This is a genomic window from Nodosilinea sp. E11, from assembly GCF_032813545.1.
GTDB lineage: Bacteria > Cyanobacteriota > Cyanobacteriia > Phormidesmidales > Phormidesmidaceae > Nodosilinea.
Genome location: NZ_CP136520.1, coordinates 4,916,154 through 4,935,313, shown reverse-complemented (window position 1 = coordinate 4,935,313; position 19,160 = coordinate 4,916,154). Strand labels below are relative to the sequence as shown.

Below are 19,160 nucleotides of genomic sequence, written 5' to 3'. Positions count from 1 at the left end.
GGCCAGCGTTAACCTCGGGCTTAGAACAAGTGTATTATAGGGCTAAGGTTTTGACCACCCGCCTCTACTCGACCTCTAATCATCGTCTACAAACTAGGATCCACAGCGCCCCAATAGCGCTGCTGCCGACTAAGTTTAGTGCAAAGTGAGAAATTTGCACGCTAAATAGCGAGACTGCTACCCCAGGTCTTCACATATGTTGAGGGGGTTTCCCGCAAGCTCACCAGAGCCGCAAATTTCAGAGAAAACCAAACTAGGGTGGCACAATGAAGGGGAAACACTACCACCTGCCCCCGTGAGCCAGCCTACTCCACCACCCCTGTCTCAGCCGGTGATTTTGGGCTTTGACCCCGGACGACAAAAATGTGGCCTAGCCATCATGGGGCTAGACCGAGCGTTGCGCTATCAGCAGGTTATCGCTGCCGATGCGGTCATCGATGAGATCGTTGCCCTACGCCAGCAGTTTCCAATTTCAATGATTGTGCTAGGCGACCAAACTGCCTCCCAGGGATGGAAAGATACCCTCAGCCAGCTCCCCGACCCGCCGCGCATCATGCTGGTCGATGAGCGCTATACAACGCTGGAAGCCCGCGATCGCTACTGGCAGATGTATCCGTCTTCTGGGTTGGCGGGGTTGATTCCTCAGTCACTACGCAAAATCTCTCGCCCCATTGACGACATTGTGGCGATCTTGCTGATCGAACGCTATTTGAACCGCCTGACGGGCGAGTAATGGACAGACTCCATGAGTCTAGGGCTGGCTTTGCACCCACCGGGTGAGTACGCGCATGAGTTTGCCGGAGCTATGGGGCATGGCGCGGCTCCACTCGTTGATATGGGCGAAGCCGCGCAGGTGCAGGTTTTGAATGATCGACTCAATGTCCTGGGCGCTGCCAACCACCATAAGATGCATGGGCTCTCGGCTCTCGGCGACGGGTTAGATGGGCTGTGATGCTGGTACAGCGGGGAGAAAAGCAGAATGGCGAAGGTGGATGGCGGGGTGAACTTGTGAACGGTCAAAAGACTCAAAAGGGTTAAGAGTGGAAGACATAACAATGTTCCCGATTAGGCTACGTCGAGAATATCACGAACGTAGTCCAATCGGTGCCATTTACCCGGTCATGACCTTCTGACAGGATCAGGGGATGGGACAGGCAGGTAAAGCACTACGGCAGGTATTGGAGACCTACGGCATTAGCCAAAACCAGGTGGCCGTAAAAATGGGCATCGGACGATCGAACGTTTATCGCTGGGTCAATGAGGTGCGCGATCCCGGAGCTGAGATGGTTTTGCAGCTCCGGGATGCTTTGCAGGAGATTAACCCAGATGCGTCAGCCGAGTTTGTGAGACTATATCTGAATAAAATTCAATAAGCAAAGCAATTTTTATGAATAAAAATGATAACGAAAATCATTTTTAAACCTATTGTTATTACTCCGTAAAGTAATCAAAGTCTATCTTCTTAAGCTCATAGGTTTTTCGAGTATTTACCCCTATGTCAAACTCAATCATGTATTGGGCTAGAGCTTGCCCATCAATGAGAATAATTTTGTTTTCAATTCGAGAAACAAAATCCTTGGCTTCAGCCGTGAAGGAGGAGGATGTTATAAAAATGCCTTTTCTAGCTCTAAAGCCTTGTAGCGCACCTGCAAATTTCTGAATTTCAGGACGTCCAACTGGATTTTCCCACCGCTTTGCCTGCACGTAGATAACATCTAGACCCAAACGATCTTCATTAATGATTCCATCAATTCCACCGTCGCCGCTTCGGCCTACGGTTCTACCAGCATCTTGACGAGTCCCCCCATAGCCCATACCTACCAAAACATCGACTACAAGAGTCTCAAAAAAACTAGGAGAGCAGTTTTTAATATTATCTAATAACTCAGATGCTAAATCCTGAACTAAATCTTGGATAATTGACTCTAGATTCTCCTCTGGGGTCTTTTCTTGAACTGATACAGTTGAATCCTCTACTTCAGATTGCTCCCTCTTAGATTTTCTGAACTCAGTAAATTCAGGAAATTGATCTAGAAATTTAACGTCAATTTTAGATAGTTTCTTTTGAAGAACGGCCTGACCTTTGGGAGTGATTTGAAAATATCCTCGACGAGTTGACTTCAGAAGGACAGCTTTCTTTAAATATGTTCTTGCCCATCCAACACGATTGTCAAACGTAGCCTGACGGCCACTGGGCAACATTTCCTGCCGCTCTTCATCGTCGAGATTGAAATATTGAGCAAGCTTCTCGATGGCTTCTCTGAGCGAATACTCCTGCCCGTCAGCAGCCATCCGCATAAGCGGAAGCATGATGGATTGGTAATCAGGTATAGCCACAGGCACTATTGGGATGAGCGGTGGTCTCTATTCGCTTTCTATCGTACCCACTCAATAGTTGTCGGTGACGTCATTAAGACCTGGTTAGTAAAAGCCAACTGCAATCTTCGTGATTACGATCGCGATTATCTTGGGCTGTTTCTCTACAGCTTGGCTCGAATCGTAAACGAGTAGTCGCCGCCGGGTTCGAGCTGGTAATCAAAGCGTTCGAGAAAGCGGCTGAGGGGTTCGCAGATGAGCGCCCGGCCCAGCGACGGCTCTACCCGCAGGTTGCCCTGGCGAAAGCGCCACTGAAACTGCCACTCGTAGGTACTGGCCCGCACTTCGCCCTCAATGCGGCCCTGGCTCCACGACTGGTGAGTGATGCGAACGTAGGCGGTAGTCTCAGAGTGGCGGCGGGTCACAGCAGTAAAAGCAACGCAATACATAAACAATCGTGAGCGAGGTCAAGGCTCAGGCAAAACCCCCACAGGTAAGATAACCGTAGCGTAGGCTGTGGTCTACCCCGATGTTGTCGGCAACGATACGACTTAGCGCCCTAGCGATCGGGCAATTCGGCGACGGGCTGTTTTACCCTAGACGAAAAAACGGTAGCCTAGGGAGAAGCTAAATTTTGATCCCCCGGCGTGTTCGGCATCTTAGCGGGTGTAGGGCACGTTTTGTTTACCCCCGTGTTGATCCCGTTACTACCGATTGTAAGGTTGGACCCTGCCTGTGCCCAAGGTTGGCATTATCTACAACGACGTTAAGCCCGTAGCCCGCCAGATCGCCCTCGAATGGGAGGAAAAGCTGACTGGCCGAGGCTACACCGTGATCCTGGCCACGGGGATGGGCGGCATTTTGGGCTATTCTCACCCCGATCGCCCGGTTTGTCATACTCCCCTCGACAGTTTGGTGCCGCCCAACTTCGACGCCGACATGGAGTTTGCGGTGGTGCTGGGGGGCGATGGTACCGTGCTGTCAGCCTTTCGGCAGATTGCCCCCATTGGGGTACCGCTGCTGACGGTCAACACAGGCCATATGGGCTTTTTGACCGAGGCCTACCTCAACCAGCTGCCCCAGGCGATGGAGCAGGTGCTAGCAGGCGACTACGAAATTGAAGATCGCGGCATGCTGGCGGTGCGGCTGCTCCACGGCGGCGAACTGGTGTGGGAGGCGCTCTGCCTGAATGAAATGGTGCTGCACCGCGAGCCCTTAACCAGCATGTGCCACTTTGAGGTGGCGATCGGCTGCCACTCTCCGGTCGATATCGCCGCCGATGGCATTATTGTGTCAACCCCCACCGGCTCAACGGCTTATTCGCTCTCGGCGGGGGGGCCGGTGATCGCCCCTGGGGTGTCGGTGACACAGCTGATCCCAATTTGTCCCCACTCGCTGGCATCGCGGGGGTTGGTGTTTCCCGACCGGGAGCAAATGGTGATTCGCTCGGCTAACCCGGACCCCCTAGTGCTAATTGTGGACGGCAACGCGGGCTGCTACGTGATGACCAAGGATGAAGTCAGCGCCTGCCGCGCGCCCTACCCGGCTAAGTTCATTCGCCTCAAGCCGCCGGAGTTCTTTACGGTGCTACGGGAAAAGCTGGGCTGGGGATTGCCGCATATTGCTAAGCCGACGTCGGTGGAGCTGCCGTAGGGGCAGGTGGATGGGTGGATTTACCGTAGGGTGGGCAATGCCCACCAGCCTTAATTCAGCGCCATTCACTGTGGGGTGGGCAATGCTAGCCCTGCCAAGGTGGGGCCGATTTTGGGGTCGATCCCTCAGATTGGCCTTAAGCCTAGAACTTCTAGTCCAAGGCTCAAGGCTCTCAATCCTCTGAAGAGGATTGAGAGCCAAGTTCCATAGTCTGCTTTAGCAGACTTTTGCGATGAGCCAGGAGTTTACTCCCTAGTGGTTGTGGCCGGAGTCCCTTAAATATCCCAAAGTTAAGAATCCTAGGGGGCGGTGTCTTCCCACCGTACCAGCACCCATAATTCTATAACCGTTTTCAAGGCAGACCATGGCTGATGATCGAGACCCCTTGATTCGATTACAGCTTGACCTGTCGCCCGACCAGCCAGGGTTGCTGGAGGGGTTAGACAGCTGGCTGCGGCTGGGGCTAATGTCTGACCAGCAGGTGCGGCAGCTATGCCAGGCTCAGCTGAGTTGTGAACTGCTGCCAGAGGTGGCTGGGGCGATCGCCCCGGTCTTAGACAATAGAGCAAATCCCTTCGCTGAGCCTGGGGTCTCAGTGACCCCAGGCCCAGATCCGCTCACCGACGCTGTGCCTCCGGAATCGGTTTCTGCCGGGGCGAAGACTCGGGCTACATCAACCCGCCGCCCGCCTCGCACCCGATCCTCAGCCACTCCCCGGCCCCCGTCGCCCACTCACCTGTGGCTGAACCGCCTGATGAGTGAACTCAGCGTGGTGTGGCTGCTGGGGCTAGGGGTGTTTTTGGTGGTGCTGTCGTCGGCGGTGCTGGCGGCGACCCAGTGGGCGAACTTCAATGCGGCAGGACAGTATGTGGTGCTGCTGACCTACACCCTGGTGTTTTGGGGGGCAGGGCTGTGGTGTCGGCGGAGTGCAAACTTGCAGTTGACCGCTAAAACGCTTCAAATGATTACGCTGCTGCTGGTGCCACTAAATTTTTGGGCTCTCGACGGGCTGCGGCTGTGGCAGGGGAGTGGGGTACTGGTGGGGGCGATCGCAGCTGTTCTGCTCACCCTGGCGGCCCTACAGGTGCTGCGCCAGCAGCAGAGCACGTCCTTAGAGCAGGCAAATGTGCTGGGGCTGGCCTACCTGCACACGGGCTGGGGGTGGGGGGCAATGCCGCTGCTGGCAGTCTACGCTGGGGTGGTGGGCAGTGCCGCCGCCACCCTCTTTGGCCAACAGCGACAGGCGCTATCACCGGCTTTTCGCTGGCCGACGGTGGCGACCATCGGCGCTATGGGGCTGCTGCTGGTGCGGGGGCTAGCCATTACCGAACCCCAGACCTTAGGGCTCTACGGTCTGGCCTTTGGGCTTTACGGAGCTACCTGGGTATGGCTAGGGCAGCGGCGGTTGAGCCTCCACCCCAATGGACTGCTGCCTGCCGCTGGTTCGCCACCGGCGGCGGTGCTAGAGGCGACCTCCCATCCAACCGACCCCAGATCCCAAGGGCGCACCGAGCGGTGGGGCATTGCGGTGGGGCGAGGGCTGCTGCTACTGGGCTGGCTGCTGGCGATCGCCGATTGGCTGGCCCAGGCCTTTGGCGTCAGCTGGCTGGGGCTGGGGCTACGGCTCCAGGCGCTGGGTAAGTTTGGCAAACGGCGAGATTTACTGATCGCGTTTGCGATCGCTGTGCAGCTTAGCTTTGTGGGCTGGGAACTGCTGCCGATCGCACTGCGCCAGGTCATTCTGGCCCCCTTCATTAGGTGGGACAACTATGAAATTGGCTATTGGCCGCTGCTGGGGGCCTCGCTCTTCCCCTACGTGGTGGCTATGGTGGCCTTGGCCGACCGCCACCGACGGCGGGGCCAGACCAAGTTGGCCAACTTTGGCGACAGTGTTGCCCTGGGCAGCAACCTCCTGCTGACGCTGATCAGCCTGGCCAGTACGCCGGTGCTGGTGGTCAATTTAATCGCCTCGACCGTGACTAGTCTGGTGGTGGCGCTGCGGCGATCGCCTTTGGCCCGGTGGCGCACTTGGGTGACCTATGGTCTGGGTCTCGCCAGTGTGATGGCCGCCATTGGCCACCGCTGGCCCGCCTTGCCCCTCGATCGCTGGATGATCGTGGGCGTTGGGCTGGCAGTGGTGTCAATCGGGCTGAGTAAAGGGCTTCGAGGAGTGTGGGGCAACACCGCCTGGCTCTACGGCATGGGGCTGTCGGCGCTCACCTACGCCCTGCTCTGGGGCCACCTGGTGACTCACCATTACCGCTCGGGGCTGAGCTGGGTAGGGTTGATCATCCCCGCCGTGCTGACGCTGACGGGTCGCTACCCTGCCAGTGTGCTGACCACGGCCATTGCCCTACCGTTGACCCTGGGCCTGCCCTGGACTCGGCTGGTGGGCCTGGGCTCGGCGACGCTACTGACCGGGGCCAATAGCACCGTTTACCGGCGGCCTGGCGTGGCGTTTTTGGCGGTGAGCTTTGTTCTGGGCTGGGTCTACAGCAGTTTAAACGATTGGCTGCCGGGTTTTCCGCGCCACTTAGCCGACTGGGGGCTGGTGACCGTGGGGCTGATGGCGGTGCTGTGGGGAGCCTGGCGATCGCTGGCGAGACAGGATCTGGCATCATCGCCACCCGCCGCCTCGTCTGATCTCACGGTGGATTCAAATACAGCAATGCCCTCGCTGTCAGCCCTGTATCGAGCAGCCTGCGATCGCTGGGGTCACATTTTGGCCCTGGGCCTGCTCAGCCTAGCTACCCTGGCGATCGTCCTCTACTACCTCGATCTGCGCGAGCCTCGACCGCTGCTCGTTGTCGTTTTAATCGCCTTCTGGCTGGCTCTGGGGCTGCGCTACTGGGGGCAAGTACGACCAATCACCCTCTATCTGGCGGGCTGGGGGGGAGAGCTGTTAGTCGCAGGCCTGCTGGTGCAGCGCTATTCTGCGCCTGTGGCTCTGGCGGTGCCAACCCTAGGGCTGGGAGCGATCGCGCTGGGTCTGGCCGCCACGGCAGGCCGCGATCGCCCCACGTTAGTCGGCCCCTTACAAACCCTGGCCCTACTCTATGCCGGGTTGGCCCTGGCCCTACGCGCCTACACCGCTACCGCATGGACGGGCGGGCTGGTAGTCGTCGCGGCTCTGTTAGTTTTAGAGGTTGGGCGACGCACCCAGACAGCCCTGGCCCGCTGGCTGGCCCTGGGGTTGCTGTCGGTGGGCTGGTACGAATTGGTGATTTACCAGATGCTGCAAGGCACAGGGGGGCCAGCAGCCGATGCCCTGCTGGTGCTGGCCGGGGTGGCAACGCTAATTATGGCACTGTACCGCCTGATGGCTGGGCAGCTCGATCGCCGCCTGGGCTTACCCCAGGTAGAGCTAGTCTGGGCGGCTCACCTCCACTGGTTGGTGGGCAGCTTGCTGATGCTGGGGGGCGGCATTGGGGTTAGCTTTGCCCAGGCTACCTTGGGCTGGCTAGGGCTGGCGATCGCCGCTGCCCTGATCGTTTACGCGCTTAGCCAGGGACGAGTAGGCCCGGCCACCTCAGCCCAGGAGACCTGGGTTTACGCCGGGTTGATCGAACTAATGGGCTGGTTTGCCCTGGGGCGATCGCTCTTTACTGCCCTGAGTTTTCTAGACAACTGGTGGGGGGTTGTGGCCTGTGCGGTGGCGGTGCCCGTGTACTGGCTGCCCTGGGCCATCTGGGGCTGGCCCCAGCGCCCCTGGCGGGTGATGGCGGTGGCGGTCCCCCTGCTCATCACCCTAATTACCGGCGGCGGCGCTCACATTCCCACCCTGTGGGTGCTAGTGGGGTTCTACGGCTGGTTTGCCTGGCACAGCGGCAAAATCCGCCTGTCTTATCTGGCGGTGGGTTGCGCCGTCTGGGCGATTCTGATCTGGCTCGAAACTCAGGCCATTCGCGATGATCTGGCCTGGATACTGCCCCTGGGTCTGGCTCTGCTCTACATCGCCCAGGTCGACCCGACCCTGCGGCAGCCCGAGGGCAAAGAACAGCGGCACTGGCTGCGGGTAATTGCCCTCGGGCTGGTATTGCTCACAGCCCTAGTCACCGAGCGGTGGGCGGGCCTGCCCGTGGGCGCTATGGCCATGGGAGCGATCGCTGCCGGTCTGTTCTTTCGTCTGCGCGCCCCGCTCTACGTGGGCACCGGGGTCTTTGTACTCAACGCCCTCAACCAGCTGGTGCTGCTAAATGCGGCCTTTCCCTTTTTCAAATGGGTGGCGGGTATTGTGGTGGGCATTGCCCTGATCTGGATTGCCGCCGACGTCGAGCGCCGCCGCGACCAGTGGCTCCAGCTCACCCAGAGCTGGGGCCAAGATTTGGATCAGTGGCAGTAAACAAATCAAGCCCTCGCCACCCGAGCGGCGGTAACAGCCGCCAGCAGATCGCCATGCACCACCTTTGAGCAACCAATGACCATGCCGGGGCGGAGGTAGTGGCTACAGGTGTGTAGCGGTGGCGGCGGATCGCCGGTGAAGGTGGTGACAATGTAGCCCATTTCCTGGGCCATAAAAGCCAGCGCGGCCCCGTCGATAAACTGCCCTTTGGCCAACACCGCCCCGGCCAGATCGCCGCTGAGCAACCCGTTAAAGTTGGGAATCTGAGTTTCTTTAGAGTAGTCGGCTTTGGTGTGGTAGACCTGGTAGCGATCGCTCAGCTGCGGTACCAAGGCCCCCATCTGCCAACCTAGGCAAATAGCCGGATGGTTGTCCTTGACCGCGATCGGGGTACATTCCTCCAGCGATTGGTCGAGAGTGCCTTTGAAGGTGCCTTGGCCCCGCAGGCTGTAGTAGTAGATGCCCTGGCTGGGGGTGATGGCGATCGCCGCCTCATACTCATCGGCATTGAGAATGCCCAAAATAATCTGGTAGTTGGAGTGACCATCGAGGTAAAACTGAGTGCCGTCGATCGGGTCAAGGGTAATCAGGTAGTCACCCGCTGGCCCCAAGTCAATGGCCCGAAAATACTTCGTGTTATAGGTTTGCTCGTGCTCTTCACCATAGAAGCGCATCTGGGGAAACAGCCCCAGCAGCACTACCTCCATCATGGTTTGGATCGACAGATCGGCGTCGCTGAGGGCCGAGGCAAAAAAGTTGTCGCCCTTGCCGCCTTTGTCGGGCTGGGCTGCGATCTGGGCTTGGATCTGCTGAGCGTAGGCCCCGGCGGTTTTGAGATAGGGCAGCAGCGCCGCAAGAATGTCTTTGGGGGTAGAGGTTGGCAGCATGGATGACGTCGTCTGTGGCAGAGCACCCCTAATGTACGGCAAGCCAAACAAAAAGGCAGGGTTTTCTTAATGAAAAACCCTGCCTTTTTAGATCAAATCAAACTCCCTGAAGAATTTGATCGTCAGTCACTAGACCGCAGCGGCGGTGGAGACTTTAGCGTCAAGTTCGCCCTTGGCGTACTTGATCGCGTAAACGTCCACGGGCTCTTGCTTGATCTTGCTAGCTTGGCCGGCGGTACCGAAGGCGGTGTAGCGATCGCTGCACACCTCGGTCATGTACTTCATCGAGGGCTTCATGAAGTGGCGAGGATCGAAGTTAGAGGGATCCTTAGCAGCCGCTTCACGAATAGCAGCGGTGATCGCCAGGCGGTTATCGGTGTCGATGTTGACCTTGCGCACGCCGCTCTTGATCCCTTTCTGAATCTCTTCCACGGGCACGCCGTAGGTCTCAGGGATGTTGCCGCCGTACTCGTTGATCATGTCGAGCCACTTCTGGGGTACAGAAGACGAGCCGTGCATCACCAGGTGAGTGTTGGGCAGGCGGCGGTGAATTTCTTCGATCCGGCTGATGGCCAGAATTTCACCGGTCGGCTTGCGGGTGAACTTGTACGCGCCGTGGCTGGTGCCGATGGCAACGGCCAGAGCGTCTACCTGAGTCGCTTCCACAAACTGCACCGCTTCGTCGGGGTCGGTGAGCAGTTGGTCGTGGCTGAGGGTGCCCTCAAAGCCGTGGCCGTCTTCTGCTTCGCCAGCGCCGGTTTCGAGAGAACCGAGGCAGCCCAGCTCGCCCTCAACGCTGCACCCAATGGAGTGAGCAACTTTCACTACTTCGCCGGTAACAGCGGCGTTGTATTCAAAGCTAGCGGGGGTTTTGGCGTCGGCTTCCAAAGAGCCGTCCATCATTACGCTGGTGAAACCGTTGCGCAGCGCCGAGTAGCAGGTGGCGGGAGAGTTGCCGTGGTCTTGGTGCATGACCACGGGAATGTGAGGATAGGTTTCAACGGCGGCCAGCACCAGGTGACGCAGGAAGTTTTCGCCAGCGTAGGAGCGAGCACCGCGAGAGGCCTGTAAAATCACGGGGCTGTCGGTTTCATCCGCCGCCTTCATGATGGCCAGGATTTGCTCCAGGTTGTTTACGTTATAAGCCGGAATACCGTAACCGTTTTCAGCTGCGTGATCCAGCAGTAGCCTCAGTGAGACAAGCGCCATAAAAATCCTCCTAGTGTGTTCTCGCCGTTAGGCCTTCGAGACGTTTAGAGCATTCCATCTAACAATTATCCGAGTCCAGGTCGGCAGACATAGCCAGATGTACTGGTCTAGCCAACATCCTGAATGGAGCATTAGCCGAAACACTCTGAGTAGGTAGCCTTACTCATCAATCTTAGAATAGATCGATGGATATATAACGAAATGTTTGGACAAGCTAAAACTAAGCTTAAAAGAACTCCCCACTCGACCGGGATGTGTACACCCCAGCACTCTGCCCCATCATAGATCACTGCGGGACATAGTTCGTGGGTTGTGCTACCAGAATTCGATCTAGAGCAAAGCCGAGGCAGGGTGGGCGAGGAAAATAAAAATGGGTCGCCTGGGATTCGAACCCAGGACCAATCGGTTAAAAGCCGAGTGCTCTACCGCTGAGCTAGCGACCCCCGTGAGGGGAAGTGGTGTTTGGTTATGAACCAGACACGGCTTATAAACATAGCACACCACCCTGGCCATTTTGCAACCCCAGGCGAAAAAACTTTTTTAGATTGTTCTGAATGCTAGGAAAAGTCAGGCTTTACAGACCTAGTACTGACTGACTGTCGGAACTCGGGCAACCCTGGCTGGGGTGTCAGGTGCTGGGTGTCAGGTTTTAGGAATGGTTGACCGACTTAGGAGACTTCCAGAAAAGCAGATCCCCGCTTTGCTCGGCGACTGTAGCTGGGCACTGCCCACAACGAGGAGAAAGTTTTCCAGCAGGTGCCTTGTGCCGCAGAGTACTACTGCCACCCCAGACCTCTAAGCCCTGAGGCATTTGGAGCCATCGACTTGGTTACGGAACGTAACTAAGCGCTTGTTTTCGTTCCAAAATGAAGCTTTAGTTTAATGAAGCTTCATGCTTAGACACTCTCCCACCCCACGCTATGTTCCCCACCCATCGCCCTCGCCGTCTGCGCCAGCACCCGCAACTTCGCCGCATGGTGCAAGAGACCCTGGTGACCCAGGCCGATTTGATCTATCCCCTGTTTGCCGTGCCCGGTAGCCAGGTGGCGAAGGAGGTTTCGTCGATGCCGGGGGTGTATCAACTTTCGGTGGATAAAATTGTTGAGGAAGCTAAGGAAGTCTACGACCTGGGCATTCCAGCGATCATTCTGTTTGGCATTCCAGCGGACAAAGATACCGATGCTACCGGGGCCTGGCACGACTGCGGCATTGTGCAGCAGGCCACCACAGCGGTCAAAGAGGCGGTGCCCGACCTGCTGGTGATTGTGGATACCTGTCTGTGCGAGTACACCTCCCACGGCCACTGCGGCTACTTAGAAACTGGCGATTTAACTGGGCGGGTGCTCAACGATCCCACCCTAGAACTGCTGAAGAAAACCGCTGTCGCCCAGGTCAAGGCCGGAGCTGACATTATTGCCCCTTCGGGCATGATGGATGGGTTTGTGCAGGCGATTCGCGCTGGGCTAGATGAGCACGGCTTTGAAGACACCCCGATTCTCTCCTACGCGGCTAAGTATGCCTCGGCCTACTACGGGCCGTTTCGGGATGCGGCGGAAAGCGCGCCTCAGTTTGGCGATCGCCGCACCTACCAGATGGACCCAGCTAACGGCACCGAAGCGCTCAAGGAGATCGAGCTAGACATTGCCGAAGGGGCCGACATGCTGATGGTGAAGCCCGCCCTGGCCTACATGGATATTATCTGGCGGGTGAAGCAGGCCACTAACCTGCCCGTGGCGGCCTACAACGTGTCGGGCGAGTACTCGATGGTCAAAGCCGCCGCCCTCAACGGCTGGGTCGATGAGCAAAAACTGGTGATGGAAACCATGACTAGCTTTAAGCGCTCCGGGGCCGATATGATTTTGACCTACCACGCCAAAGACGTAGCCCGCTGGATTGGTTAGCGTCTCTGGCTCGTAGCTCGTAGGATGGGCCAAGGGCAAAGCCCGTGCCCATCTCCCTAGTCATGGCACGGGGCATCTTTAGCTTGGCGGCGGTCTATTAGGGTCTAAGGTGGCCACCCCTGTCTGATACCTGAAACCTAGTACTTAAACCCACAACCTGCCCCGTTCTGCCCCAGCTCTGCTATGTCTCTAGGGGCAGAATTCGATACACTGAGACTCAGAATCGATCAGCCCCGTTTCAAGCGGCTCTGTTACAAAAATATTTACAGAGCAGCATTTCAAGAAATCAGCCAGGAAATCAGCTCCCATGACTTCGGTTTTGCCTCAAGCGGCTTCCTCAGCACCCACCATAGCGCCTGAAAAAACCCGCCAAACCACCCGCGAGCCGTATCCCAACTACAAGATTATCGTCCTCAACGACGATTTCAATACCTTTCAGCACGTGGCGGAATGTCTGATGAAATACATTCCAGGGCTGAGCGGCGATCGCGCCTGGGAGTTAACTAACCAGGTGCACCACGATGGTCAGGCGGTGGTCTGGACCGGGCCTCTGGAGCAGGCAGAGCTATATCACACCCAGCTCACGCGGGCTGGCTTGACGATGGCCCCCCTTGAGAAAGCATAATTAATCTATATTTCTTAAAAATTTCTTAAACAACCCCATGACACAAGCCTCGGACGGTCGCCTTGTCTGGAACCACTCCACCCACTTGCCCGGGCTGATTCCCATCCTTGAACGTCTTTTAGAACAACCCGGTATTGGCACCGTGACTCCTGGGGTAATTGCAAACGTTAGAGCCCACTCTCCCGAGTTGCGGGTGAAGGTATCGGTACCCATTCGCGGCGGGTTTAAGCTGATTGCCCGCAAAGGCAAAACCGTGCAAGAGGTATTTGTGCTCACCGAGCTAGACAAGCCGGTGCTAGAAAATGCGATCGCCCTAGCGATCGAGGCCGCCCGGTGACCCCAGGGTCGCCCTCTCCCGCTCAGGTAGATCAGCCCGAGTTGGCGTTGCACCGCGAAGGACAGGCAACCTTTGCTCTGGGGTCAGCCTTTTACCGACCCAAAAGTGCGATCGCGCGCGACCTGGCTGTGCTGGCGGCAGCGGTCTACCGCCAGCGCCACGGTCATCTGCGGGTGCTCGATGCCATGACGGGTTGTGGTGTGCGCCCCCTGCGCTACGTGTTAGAGGCCCAAGCCGACTGGGTCTGGGCCAACGAAGGGAACCCTGACCTGGCCCCGGTGCTGAGCCAAAATCTGGCGCGCTTGCCCGCCCAGACCTACGGCCTTACCCACCAGGATGCCAATCAGGTTTTTTTTACCTGCTATCAACAGCGCGACTTTTACGACATAGTCGATATCGACAACTTTGGCAGCCCCGCCCCCTACGTCAGCAACGGGCTATGGGCCACCAAGCTGGGGGGGATGCTCTACCTCACCAGCACCGATGGCCGCACCACCAGCGGCCACGACCCAGAGCGCAGTTTAAAGGTCTATGGGGCCTGGGCGCGATCGCACCCCGCTGTCCATGAGCAGGGTCTGCGGCTGATGATTGGCCACGCGGCCCAAACGGCGGCAGCACGGGGGCTGGGCATTGAGCCGGTGTTCTCGTTGTTTACGGGCCAGGTGCACCGGGTCATGGTGCGGCTCGTGAGCAAACCGACGCTGACGGCGGCGACCTACGGCTTTGTGGCCTACTGTCACCACTGTGGCCACTTTCAACCAGTCGGCTGGCGGCACCTGGGCCGGGTGAGCTGTCTTTGCCCATCGGGCGAACCTCCAGCGGCTCCGGTAGTGAGTGGGCCAATGTGGCTGGGGCCGCTGCACGACGGAGCCACCCTGGCGGCGATGCAAACGCTGGCTGAGAGCTGGGGTTGGCCAAAGCCTGCCCAACTGCTGACGACTATGGCCCAAGAAAACGACCTGCCGCCCTACTACTATCCCCTCGGTGAGATTGGCCGCCGAGGCCAGATCGATATTCCCAATCGCGACTGGCTGATTGCGGCACTCCAGGCCCAGGGCTACCGGGCGGCAATACCGTCGATGGATTGGCAGGGGGTGAAGACCGATGCGACCTTGACAGCCTGTGTGGCGATCGCCCAGCAGTTTCCATTCTTGCAACCAGACTGAGCCTGCGGGGCTGTCGTGGCAAGGTGAGAACAGCGTTAATCAATTCCCTTGCAATGAACCATCCATGGATAGGCTGGGCGGCCCTTGCGGGCGGTTTGGCGGCCCTGACCTTGGGCTGTGCCCAGATCCAGGCGCAGACTCGAACCTCGGCCTCCAGCCCCTACGAGAATCAGGCCGAGTCCTTTGACCGTTTAGCCCAGGCCCCCACCGTGACGAGAGAACTGACCCAGGCCCAGATTGAGTTTGGCTTTGCCCTGTTTGAGCAGCTGCGCCAAGCAACCCCCCAGGAGAATGTGCTGGTGTCGCCCACCAGCGTTGCCCTGGCGCTGGCCATGGCCTACAACGGCGCGGGCGGCGAAACCCAGCAGGCGATCGCCGATGCCCTTAGCCTCCAAGGCCTCGACCTTGACGCGATCAACGCGGGCAATCAGGCACTGACCCAGTACTTGACCCAGCTAGACCCCGAGGTGGCCCTGGAAATCGCCAATTCTCTTTGGGTCAATGAGACGCTGCCGGTGCGGGCCGACTACATCGATCGCATGCAGACCACCTACGCCGCCGAGGTCGCCGCCCTAGACTTTGGCCAGCCCAGCGCCGTCGATCGCATCAATGACTGGGTCAAAACCCACACCCGCGATCGCATTCCTACCATTGTTGAGCAGTTGCCCGCCGATCAACTGCTGGTGCTGGTCAATGCCGTCTACTTTAAGGGCGCGTGGAGTGAAGCCTTTGAGCCGGCCCAGACTCGCGATCGCCCCTTTACCCTGGCCAGCGGCGAAACCATCGAGCATCCTCTGATGGCCCAGACCGGCGAATATCAGTACCTAGAAACCGACCAGTTTCAGGCGGTGAGCCTGCCCTACGGCAATGGCTCCCTCAGCTTTGAGGTGATCTTGCCCGCCCCCGGCCTTGATCTGGCAGAGTTTTCTAGCTTGCTCACCGCAGAGAACTGGGAGAACTGGATGGGACAACTGCGATCGCGCCCTGGCCGGGTCCAGATCCCTCGGTTCCAGTTTGAGTACGAAGCCAACCTGATCCCCGCCCTTGGGGCGCTTGGCATGGGGGTGGCCTTTGAGGCGGGTAAAGCCGACTTTTCGGGCCTGACTGACCTCGATGCCTTTATCAACCAGGTGCGCCACAAAACCTTTATTGAGGTCAATGAAGCGGGAACCGAAGCCGCCGCCAGTACCGCCATTGGCATCATGCCCACCTCGATGCCGATGCCACCGGAGGATCCGTTTGAGTTAGTGGTTGACCGGCCCTTTGTAGCCGCAATTCGCGATCGCAGCACTGGCACGTTGCTGTTCGTTGGGGCGATCGTCGATCCCCGCTAGTGAAACCAAATCCTATCTGTATACCCCCAACTTGTAGGGGCATTGCACTGCAATGCCCCTACGAGGTACCAGTTTTGAACCGGGGTTTGACAAGTCGGATTCGGTATGACAACAATCCCCATCCACCCATCTACCCGCCCCCTCCCTTGCCGCCGCGCTGCTCTAGTAACCGCTGCCACTCGGCGTCAATCTTGTCTTTCTGCGCCACTTCTTGCTCGGTTAAGTCAGTTTCGGTGGTGTAGGCCAGGTTGTCGGTGCCTAGCACCGTTTGGGTGGTGAGGGTCTGGGCAAAGGCTAGCTTTTCGCGCTGGTCAGCGGTGAGTTGATTCAGTTCCTCAGCCCGCTGTTCGCGTTCGGCGTTGCGGGTAGCGATGCGGCTATTTTGCTGCTGCACCCAGAAGTAGCGCACTAGGGGCACGGCCAAAAAGGCGGCTCCATAGCCCAACAGTACCCAATACAACGAGTTAGCTAGGGCGACAATGCCGCCTAACTCTGCCACTAAGGCAGCCTGGTCTCGCAGCATGCTGCCCAGGGCGAGAGCACCAATCAGGTTGGCTCCACCCAGGCCAATGGCCCCCATGATTTGCCCAGAACTGGCCTGGCTAAATTTGCGGGGTAGCTCCTGTAAAAAGCGAGGCGGGGTAAGCTGGCGCTGCGTTTTAGCGGTCACCTGTAGCTCAGGAAACTGGTACACAATCCCCCCTTGAGGGCTGACCTGGGGCAACCCGTTGAAGCGGCTCAGCACTGGCACCATAAAGTCTTCGAGGTCTTTGTCCCAGCCTTTGCCCAAGTCGCCCAGGAAGGGGGTAATTTGCTCAGCTACTACCACACCCTCGTTGGACTGAATCACCTGGGCAATAGTTTGCCAGCGGCGATCGTCTAGATCGGCGTTGGGATTGCCATCGCCAAACAAGAACGAGAACACCGCCTCTAAAAAGTTCATCTCGGCTGGAGTGCGGTTCTGAGGCAGAGGGTGCCGCCGCCCCGGTGGCCGAAACATGCGGAAGGGGCTAGGGCCGATCCACAGGCGGGGCATGAAGATCATGCCGCCACCACCACTCCGGCGACGATTGTCGCCCTGCTGGCCGGCGCTGCTAGCCGCGATCGCCAGTAGCGTAATGGCCACCACAATCAGCACCAGCGACAAAATCAGCAGAACGCCGAAGGAAATCCGGATCAGATAAAACAAGACCCGCCACACTTTTTCCCAAGTGGCCTGCCATCGCAGTCGCCAAGACTTGCTCCACAGGATCGCCTGAAGATTTTTCGGGAAAACGTAGGCGATCTCGCCCGATTCTGCCACTTGCAAGTGGGCCTGGGTCTCCGTGGCAAGGGCCAATATGCCTTGCTGAGCTTCCAATAGAGGCAGGCCTGCTTCGGCGGCCACGTCACCCACCGTTACTCGGTAGCCCAGGCGCTCTACCGCCTGGGTAATTGTCTTTGTTTGCGCCATAAAAGAAGTGAACCCCTGGGCTCTAACAATCACGCTAGCTGCTTTTACCAGCTGTAGTTACAACCAGTATAGAAAGCGTGATCTTGAACCACAGGGGGCAGTTACCGTATTGCGAGGATGGGTAGCGCCGTCAGTACGGCTGATCCATCTCTATCCTTTACCCAAAACTTGGTCGCGGATGGCCCCAATGTCGTTGAGCAACTCTTGGCGGTTTGAGGCCTTGAGTAGGTAACGGTAGAGAAACCAGCCACTGTAAATTAGGCCGATTAGCTCAAAAGTAGGAGCTAGCAGCGGCACATCATTGACCGCTCCTAACAGGGCTAACACCAGTTTGACGGCAATAAACGCCGCGATGATCAGGCCAACGGTCACAATGGGCCGTCGGTAGCGTTGGACGAACTCCGAGACATAGTCGGGCAGGTCACCCAGCAGTGCCGAGACTTTGTCCCACACTTGCTTGACTTGCCGAGCCGCTTCGTCGCCTAAGTCACTGGCGGTGGAATCAGTGGTGTCAACTGTGACCGTGGGGACTTCTGGCTCTGTAAACTCTGTGTAGGTTGTGTCTGATTGAAACTCTGTACTCATGGCTGATGATCCCAGGGGCTTAGTTAACGTAGCAGTGAAAAATTACGAAATCAAGAATACACTAATCTATTCTTTTTGTTCTTAACCTTAGGAAAGTTATAAACCGAACCTCGCTAATTTTCATGCTCCTTAGGAAGTAAATACCCCAATGACTCACCCCCAGCCTCTAGGGCTATAGCTATTATTCGCCAGACAGGCTTTCCAACGAGTCTAAATAGTTGTACAGCCGCCGTCGATCAACTTTTAGATCTGAATCGAGCGCCAGCCTAGGACGACACCCCCTAGAGGACGATGCAGAGGACCACCGAATAAAACTCTGATCACCGCTGCGATCTGCCCGATATTGTCTGGCCATGGGTGCTCTCAAAATCAGCCCTAGTACTATAGCGAATCTTGTATACCCAAAACGTTGGGGCATATACGTAGTACAGAGATTGAGCAGATCTCAATAAAATGATCGGTTGAGCAGCGCTAGGGTAAAGCCGAACGCATCCCTGAGGTTGTTTTTAGTAGGCGATGGCCAGCGATCGCCATTCCACGGCTATTGTGGGCCGTCACCTATAACCGACGATAGAACAGCGCCCCATTAGTCTTCTACCTATTTACAGATAGCTCCCTGCGATCGCACTGTTAAGTTAAATGACAACACAGCCGCAAGCTCTTAGCTCAGTACGACCTGTGCCCTTGAGAACTGGTTCGACCGGGGAGCATCTTCCTCAATCGTTCTGGCTGTAGTTACTTCTCTGCTCCAACACTAAAAGGCGTTTTTGCTATGGCTAATCCCCAAGACGATATGAACTACGGCGATCAATTCGGTCGCAAGTACGGTGAGTACGGCACCAAATTTGAGTTTGGCTCTAACCCCAGTGCTGAACTTTGGAATGGTCGCCTAGCGATGATTGGCTTTCTCGGTGCCCTGCTAGTTGAGCTCACCACCGGTCAAGGATTCTTCCACTGGTTGGGTCTGTTTTAATTGAAGCTGTTCTTCCACAAACCACTCAAAGGTTTATGTCTAAGAGGATGTCGCTAGCGGCATCCTCTTTATTGTTTGGCCCCAGCCTGAAGCCAAAGTTATATAATCTATAGCCTGAGCCCCGGTTTGACGGTGGAGGTCTTTGGGCTATAGGCCGTCTTAAACGATCCGCTGTACTGAACTGGGTAAGAGGCTCAGGCGATTGAGACCACACTGGTTTAGGAGCAGGTCGGCGTTATCGAAACCATCTATGGCAATTTAAAGGGGCTGAAGCCAAGCCAACTAAAGCAGTTACGCAACTTATACCACCAGCGGCTACCGGGAGACTGCGTGGTGACACCCGAGTTTGCCCAGCGGCTGGCGGCGGTCAGCACTGACA

Annotated in this window: 17 protein-coding genes and 1 tRNA gene; 10 read left to right on the top strand and 8 right to left on the bottom strand. The window is 57.3% G+C overall.

Features of this window, described 5'->3' with window-relative positions:
- Positions 1 to 379: 379 nt before the first annotated feature.
- The gene (locus RRF56_RS24105) at positions 380 to 733 is read left to right on the top strand and encodes a resolvase (protein WP_410510685.1); all 354 of its coding nucleotides are present in this window, start codon (positions 380 to 382) and stop codon (positions 731 to 733) included.
- 18 nt (positions 734 to 751) lie between these two features.
- Here the strand turns inward: RRF56_RS24105 and RRF56_RS24100 are convergent, their stop codons facing one another.
- The gene (locus RRF56_RS24100) at positions 752 to 913 is read right to left on the bottom strand and encodes a hypothetical protein (protein WP_317035694.1); all 162 of its coding nucleotides are present in this window, start codon (positions 911 to 913) and stop codon (positions 752 to 754) included.
- A 232-nt stretch (positions 914 to 1,145) separates the two neighbouring features.
- Between RRF56_RS24100 and RRF56_RS24095 the strand changes: the two genes are divergently transcribed.
- Positions 1,146 to 1,373, top strand: a complete 228-nt coding sequence (locus RRF56_RS24095) for a helix-turn-helix transcriptional regulator (RefSeq protein ID WP_317035693.1) — start codon at positions 1,146 to 1,148, stop codon at positions 1,371 to 1,373.
- Positions 1,374 to 1,431: 58 nt separating this feature from the next.
- Here the strand turns inward: RRF56_RS24095 and RRF56_RS24090 are convergent, their stop codons facing one another.
- Positions 1,432 to 2,337: a restriction endonuclease gene (locus RRF56_RS24090; RefSeq protein ID WP_317035692.1), complete on the bottom strand. Its 906-nt coding sequence runs from the start codon at positions 2,335 to 2,337 to the stop codon at positions 1,432 to 1,434.
- A 143-nt stretch (positions 2,338 to 2,480) separates the two neighbouring features.
- Positions 2,481 to 2,765 carry a DUF3146 family protein gene (locus tag RRF56_RS24085; protein WP_410510513.1) on the bottom strand — a complete coding sequence of 95 codons (285 nt, stop codon included), beginning with the start codon at positions 2,763 to 2,765 and terminating at the stop codon, positions 2,481 to 2,483.
- A 286-nt stretch (positions 2,766 to 3,051) separates the two neighbouring features.
- Between RRF56_RS24085 and RRF56_RS24080 the strand changes: the two genes are divergently transcribed.
- Both RRF56_RS24080 and RRF56_RS24075 read left to right on the top strand, forming a co-directional pair.
- The gene (locus RRF56_RS24080) at positions 3,052 to 3,969 is read left to right on the top strand and encodes an NAD(+) kinase (RefSeq protein WP_317035690.1); all 918 of its coding nucleotides are present in this window, start codon (positions 3,052 to 3,054) and stop codon (positions 3,967 to 3,969) included.
- A gap of 364 nt (positions 3,970 to 4,333) precedes the next feature.
- Positions 4,334 to 8,311, top strand: a complete 3,978-nt coding sequence (locus RRF56_RS24075) for a hypothetical protein (RefSeq protein ID WP_317035689.1) — start codon at positions 4,334 to 4,336, stop codon at positions 8,309 to 8,311.
- Positions 8,312 to 8,316: 5 nt separating this feature from the next.
- Here RRF56_RS24075 and RRF56_RS24070 read toward each other — a convergent pair whose 3' ends face one another.
- From RRF56_RS24070 to RRF56_RS24060, 3 genes are all read right to left on the bottom strand, one after another.
- Complete coding sequence (locus tag RRF56_RS24070) at positions 8,317 to 9,198, bottom strand: inositol monophosphatase family protein (protein WP_317035688.1); 882 nt, start codon at positions 9,196 to 9,198, stop codon at positions 8,317 to 8,319.
- 129 nt (positions 9,199 to 9,327) lie between these two features.
- On the bottom strand, positions 9,328 to 10,407 hold the full coding sequence (gene fba, locus RRF56_RS24065) for a class II fructose-bisphosphate aldolase (RefSeq protein WP_317035687.1): 1,080 nt from the start codon (positions 10,405 to 10,407) through the stop codon (positions 9,328 to 9,330).
- Positions 10,408 to 10,778: 371 nt separating this feature from the next.
- Positions 10,779 to 10,850, bottom strand: a tRNA-Lys gene (locus tag RRF56_RS24060).
- Positions 10,851 to 11,327: 477 nt separating this feature from the next.
- On the opposite strand from RRF56_RS24060, the gene hemB reads away from it, so the two are divergent.
- The 5 genes from hemB to RRF56_RS24035 all read left to right on the top strand — a co-directional run bounded on the left by hemB (position 11,328) and on the right by RRF56_RS24035 (position 15,770).
- Positions 11,328 to 12,308 (top strand): porphobilinogen synthase, encoded by a 981-nt coding sequence (hemB, locus tag RRF56_RS24055; RefSeq protein ID WP_317035686.1) that lies wholly within the window; start codon positions 11,328 to 11,330, stop codon positions 12,306 to 12,308.
- Between the two features lie 307 nt (positions 12,309 to 12,615).
- Complete coding sequence (gene clpS / locus RRF56_RS24050) at positions 12,616 to 12,933, top strand: ATP-dependent Clp protease adapter ClpS (RefSeq protein WP_317035685.1); 318 nt, start codon at positions 12,616 to 12,618, stop codon at positions 12,931 to 12,933.
- A 37-nt stretch (positions 12,934 to 12,970) separates the two neighbouring features.
- Positions 12,971 to 13,270 (top strand): DUF2103 domain-containing protein, encoded by a 300-nt coding sequence (locus tag RRF56_RS24045; protein ID WP_317035684.1) that lies wholly within the window; start codon positions 12,971 to 12,973, stop codon positions 13,268 to 13,270.
- Positions 13,267 to 14,436, top strand: a complete 1,170-nt coding sequence (locus tag RRF56_RS24040; RefSeq protein WP_317035683.1) for a tRNA (guanine-N1)-methyltransferase — start codon at positions 13,267 to 13,269, stop codon at positions 14,434 to 14,436. Before RRF56_RS24045 ends, RRF56_RS24040 begins: the two co-directional genes overlap by 4 nt.
- A gap of 53 nt (positions 14,437 to 14,489) precedes the next feature.
- The gene (locus tag RRF56_RS24035; RefSeq protein ID WP_317035682.1) at positions 14,490 to 15,770 is read left to right on the top strand and encodes a serpin family protein; all 1,281 of its coding nucleotides are present in this window, start codon (positions 14,490 to 14,492) and stop codon (positions 15,768 to 15,770) included.
- A 130-nt stretch (positions 15,771 to 15,900) separates the two neighbouring features.
- Here RRF56_RS24035 and RRF56_RS24030 read toward each other — a convergent pair whose 3' ends face one another.
- The gene (locus RRF56_RS24030; RefSeq protein ID WP_317035681.1) at positions 15,901 to 17,223 is read right to left on the bottom strand and encodes a hypothetical protein; all 1,323 of its coding nucleotides are present in this window, start codon (positions 17,221 to 17,223) and stop codon (positions 15,901 to 15,903) included.
- Between the two features lie 150 nt (positions 17,224 to 17,373).
- Positions 17,374 to 17,808, bottom strand: a complete 435-nt coding sequence (locus tag RRF56_RS24025; RefSeq protein ID WP_317035680.1) for a CAAD domain-containing protein — start codon at positions 17,806 to 17,808, stop codon at positions 17,374 to 17,376.
- 772 nt (positions 17,809 to 18,580) lie between these two features.
- Between RRF56_RS24025 and RRF56_RS26485 the strand changes: the two genes are divergently transcribed.
- Positions 18,581 to 18,781 carry a chlorophyll a/b-binding protein gene (locus tag RRF56_RS26485; RefSeq protein WP_410510512.1) on the top strand — a complete coding sequence of 67 codons (201 nt, stop codon included), beginning with the start codon at positions 18,581 to 18,583 and terminating at the stop codon, positions 18,779 to 18,781.
- Positions 18,782 to 19,160: the final 379 nt, after the last annotated feature.

Coding starts and splice junctions, on each gene's coding strand:
- clpS (WP_317035685.1), top strand. CDS start 12,616: ATGACTTCGGTTTTGCCTCAAGCGGCTTCCTCAGCACCCACCATAGCG.
- hemB (WP_317035686.1), top strand. CDS start 11,328: ATGTTCCCCACCCATCGCCCTCGCCGTCTGCGCCAGCACCCGCAACTT.
- RRF56_RS24075 (WP_317035689.1), top strand. CDS start 4,334: ATGGCTGATGATCGAGACCCCTTGATTCGATTACAGCTTGACCTGTCG.
- RRF56_RS24035 (WP_317035682.1), top strand. CDS start 14,490: ATGAACCATCCATGGATAGGCTGGGCGGCCCTTGCGGGCGGTTTGGCG.
- RRF56_RS24045 (WP_317035684.1), top strand. CDS start 12,971: ATGACACAAGCCTCGGACGGTCGCCTTGTCTGGAACCACTCCACCCAC.
- RRF56_RS24070 (WP_317035688.1), bottom strand. CDS start 9,198: ATGCTGCCAACCTCTACCCCCAAAGACATTCTTGCGGCGCTGCTGCCC.
- RRF56_RS24030 (WP_317035681.1), bottom strand. CDS start 17,223: ATGGCGCAAACAAAGACAATTACCCAGGCGGTAGAGCGCCTGGGCTAC.
- fba (WP_317035687.1), bottom strand. CDS start 10,407: ATGGCGCTTGTCTCACTGAGGCTACTGCTGGATCACGCAGCTGAAAAC.
- RRF56_RS24105 (WP_410510685.1), top strand. CDS start 380: ATGGGGCTAGACCGAGCGTTGCGCTATCAGCAGGTTATCGCTGCCGAT.
- RRF56_RS24085 (WP_410510513.1), bottom strand. CDS start 2,765: ATGTATTGCGTTGCTTTTACTGCTGTGACCCGCCGCCACTCTGAGACT.
- RRF56_RS26485 (WP_410510512.1), top strand. CDS start 18,581: ATGGCTAATCCCCAAGACGATATGAACTACGGCGATCAATTCGGTCGC.
- RRF56_RS24025 (WP_317035680.1), bottom strand. CDS start 17,808: ATGAGTACAGAGTTTCAATCAGACACAACCTACACAGAGTTTACAGAG.
- RRF56_RS24100 (WP_317035694.1), bottom strand. CDS start 913: ATGCATCTTATGGTGGTTGGCAGCGCCCAGGACATTGAGTCGATCATT.
- RRF56_RS24095 (WP_317035693.1), top strand. CDS start 1,146: ATGGGACAGGCAGGTAAAGCACTACGGCAGGTATTGGAGACCTACGGC.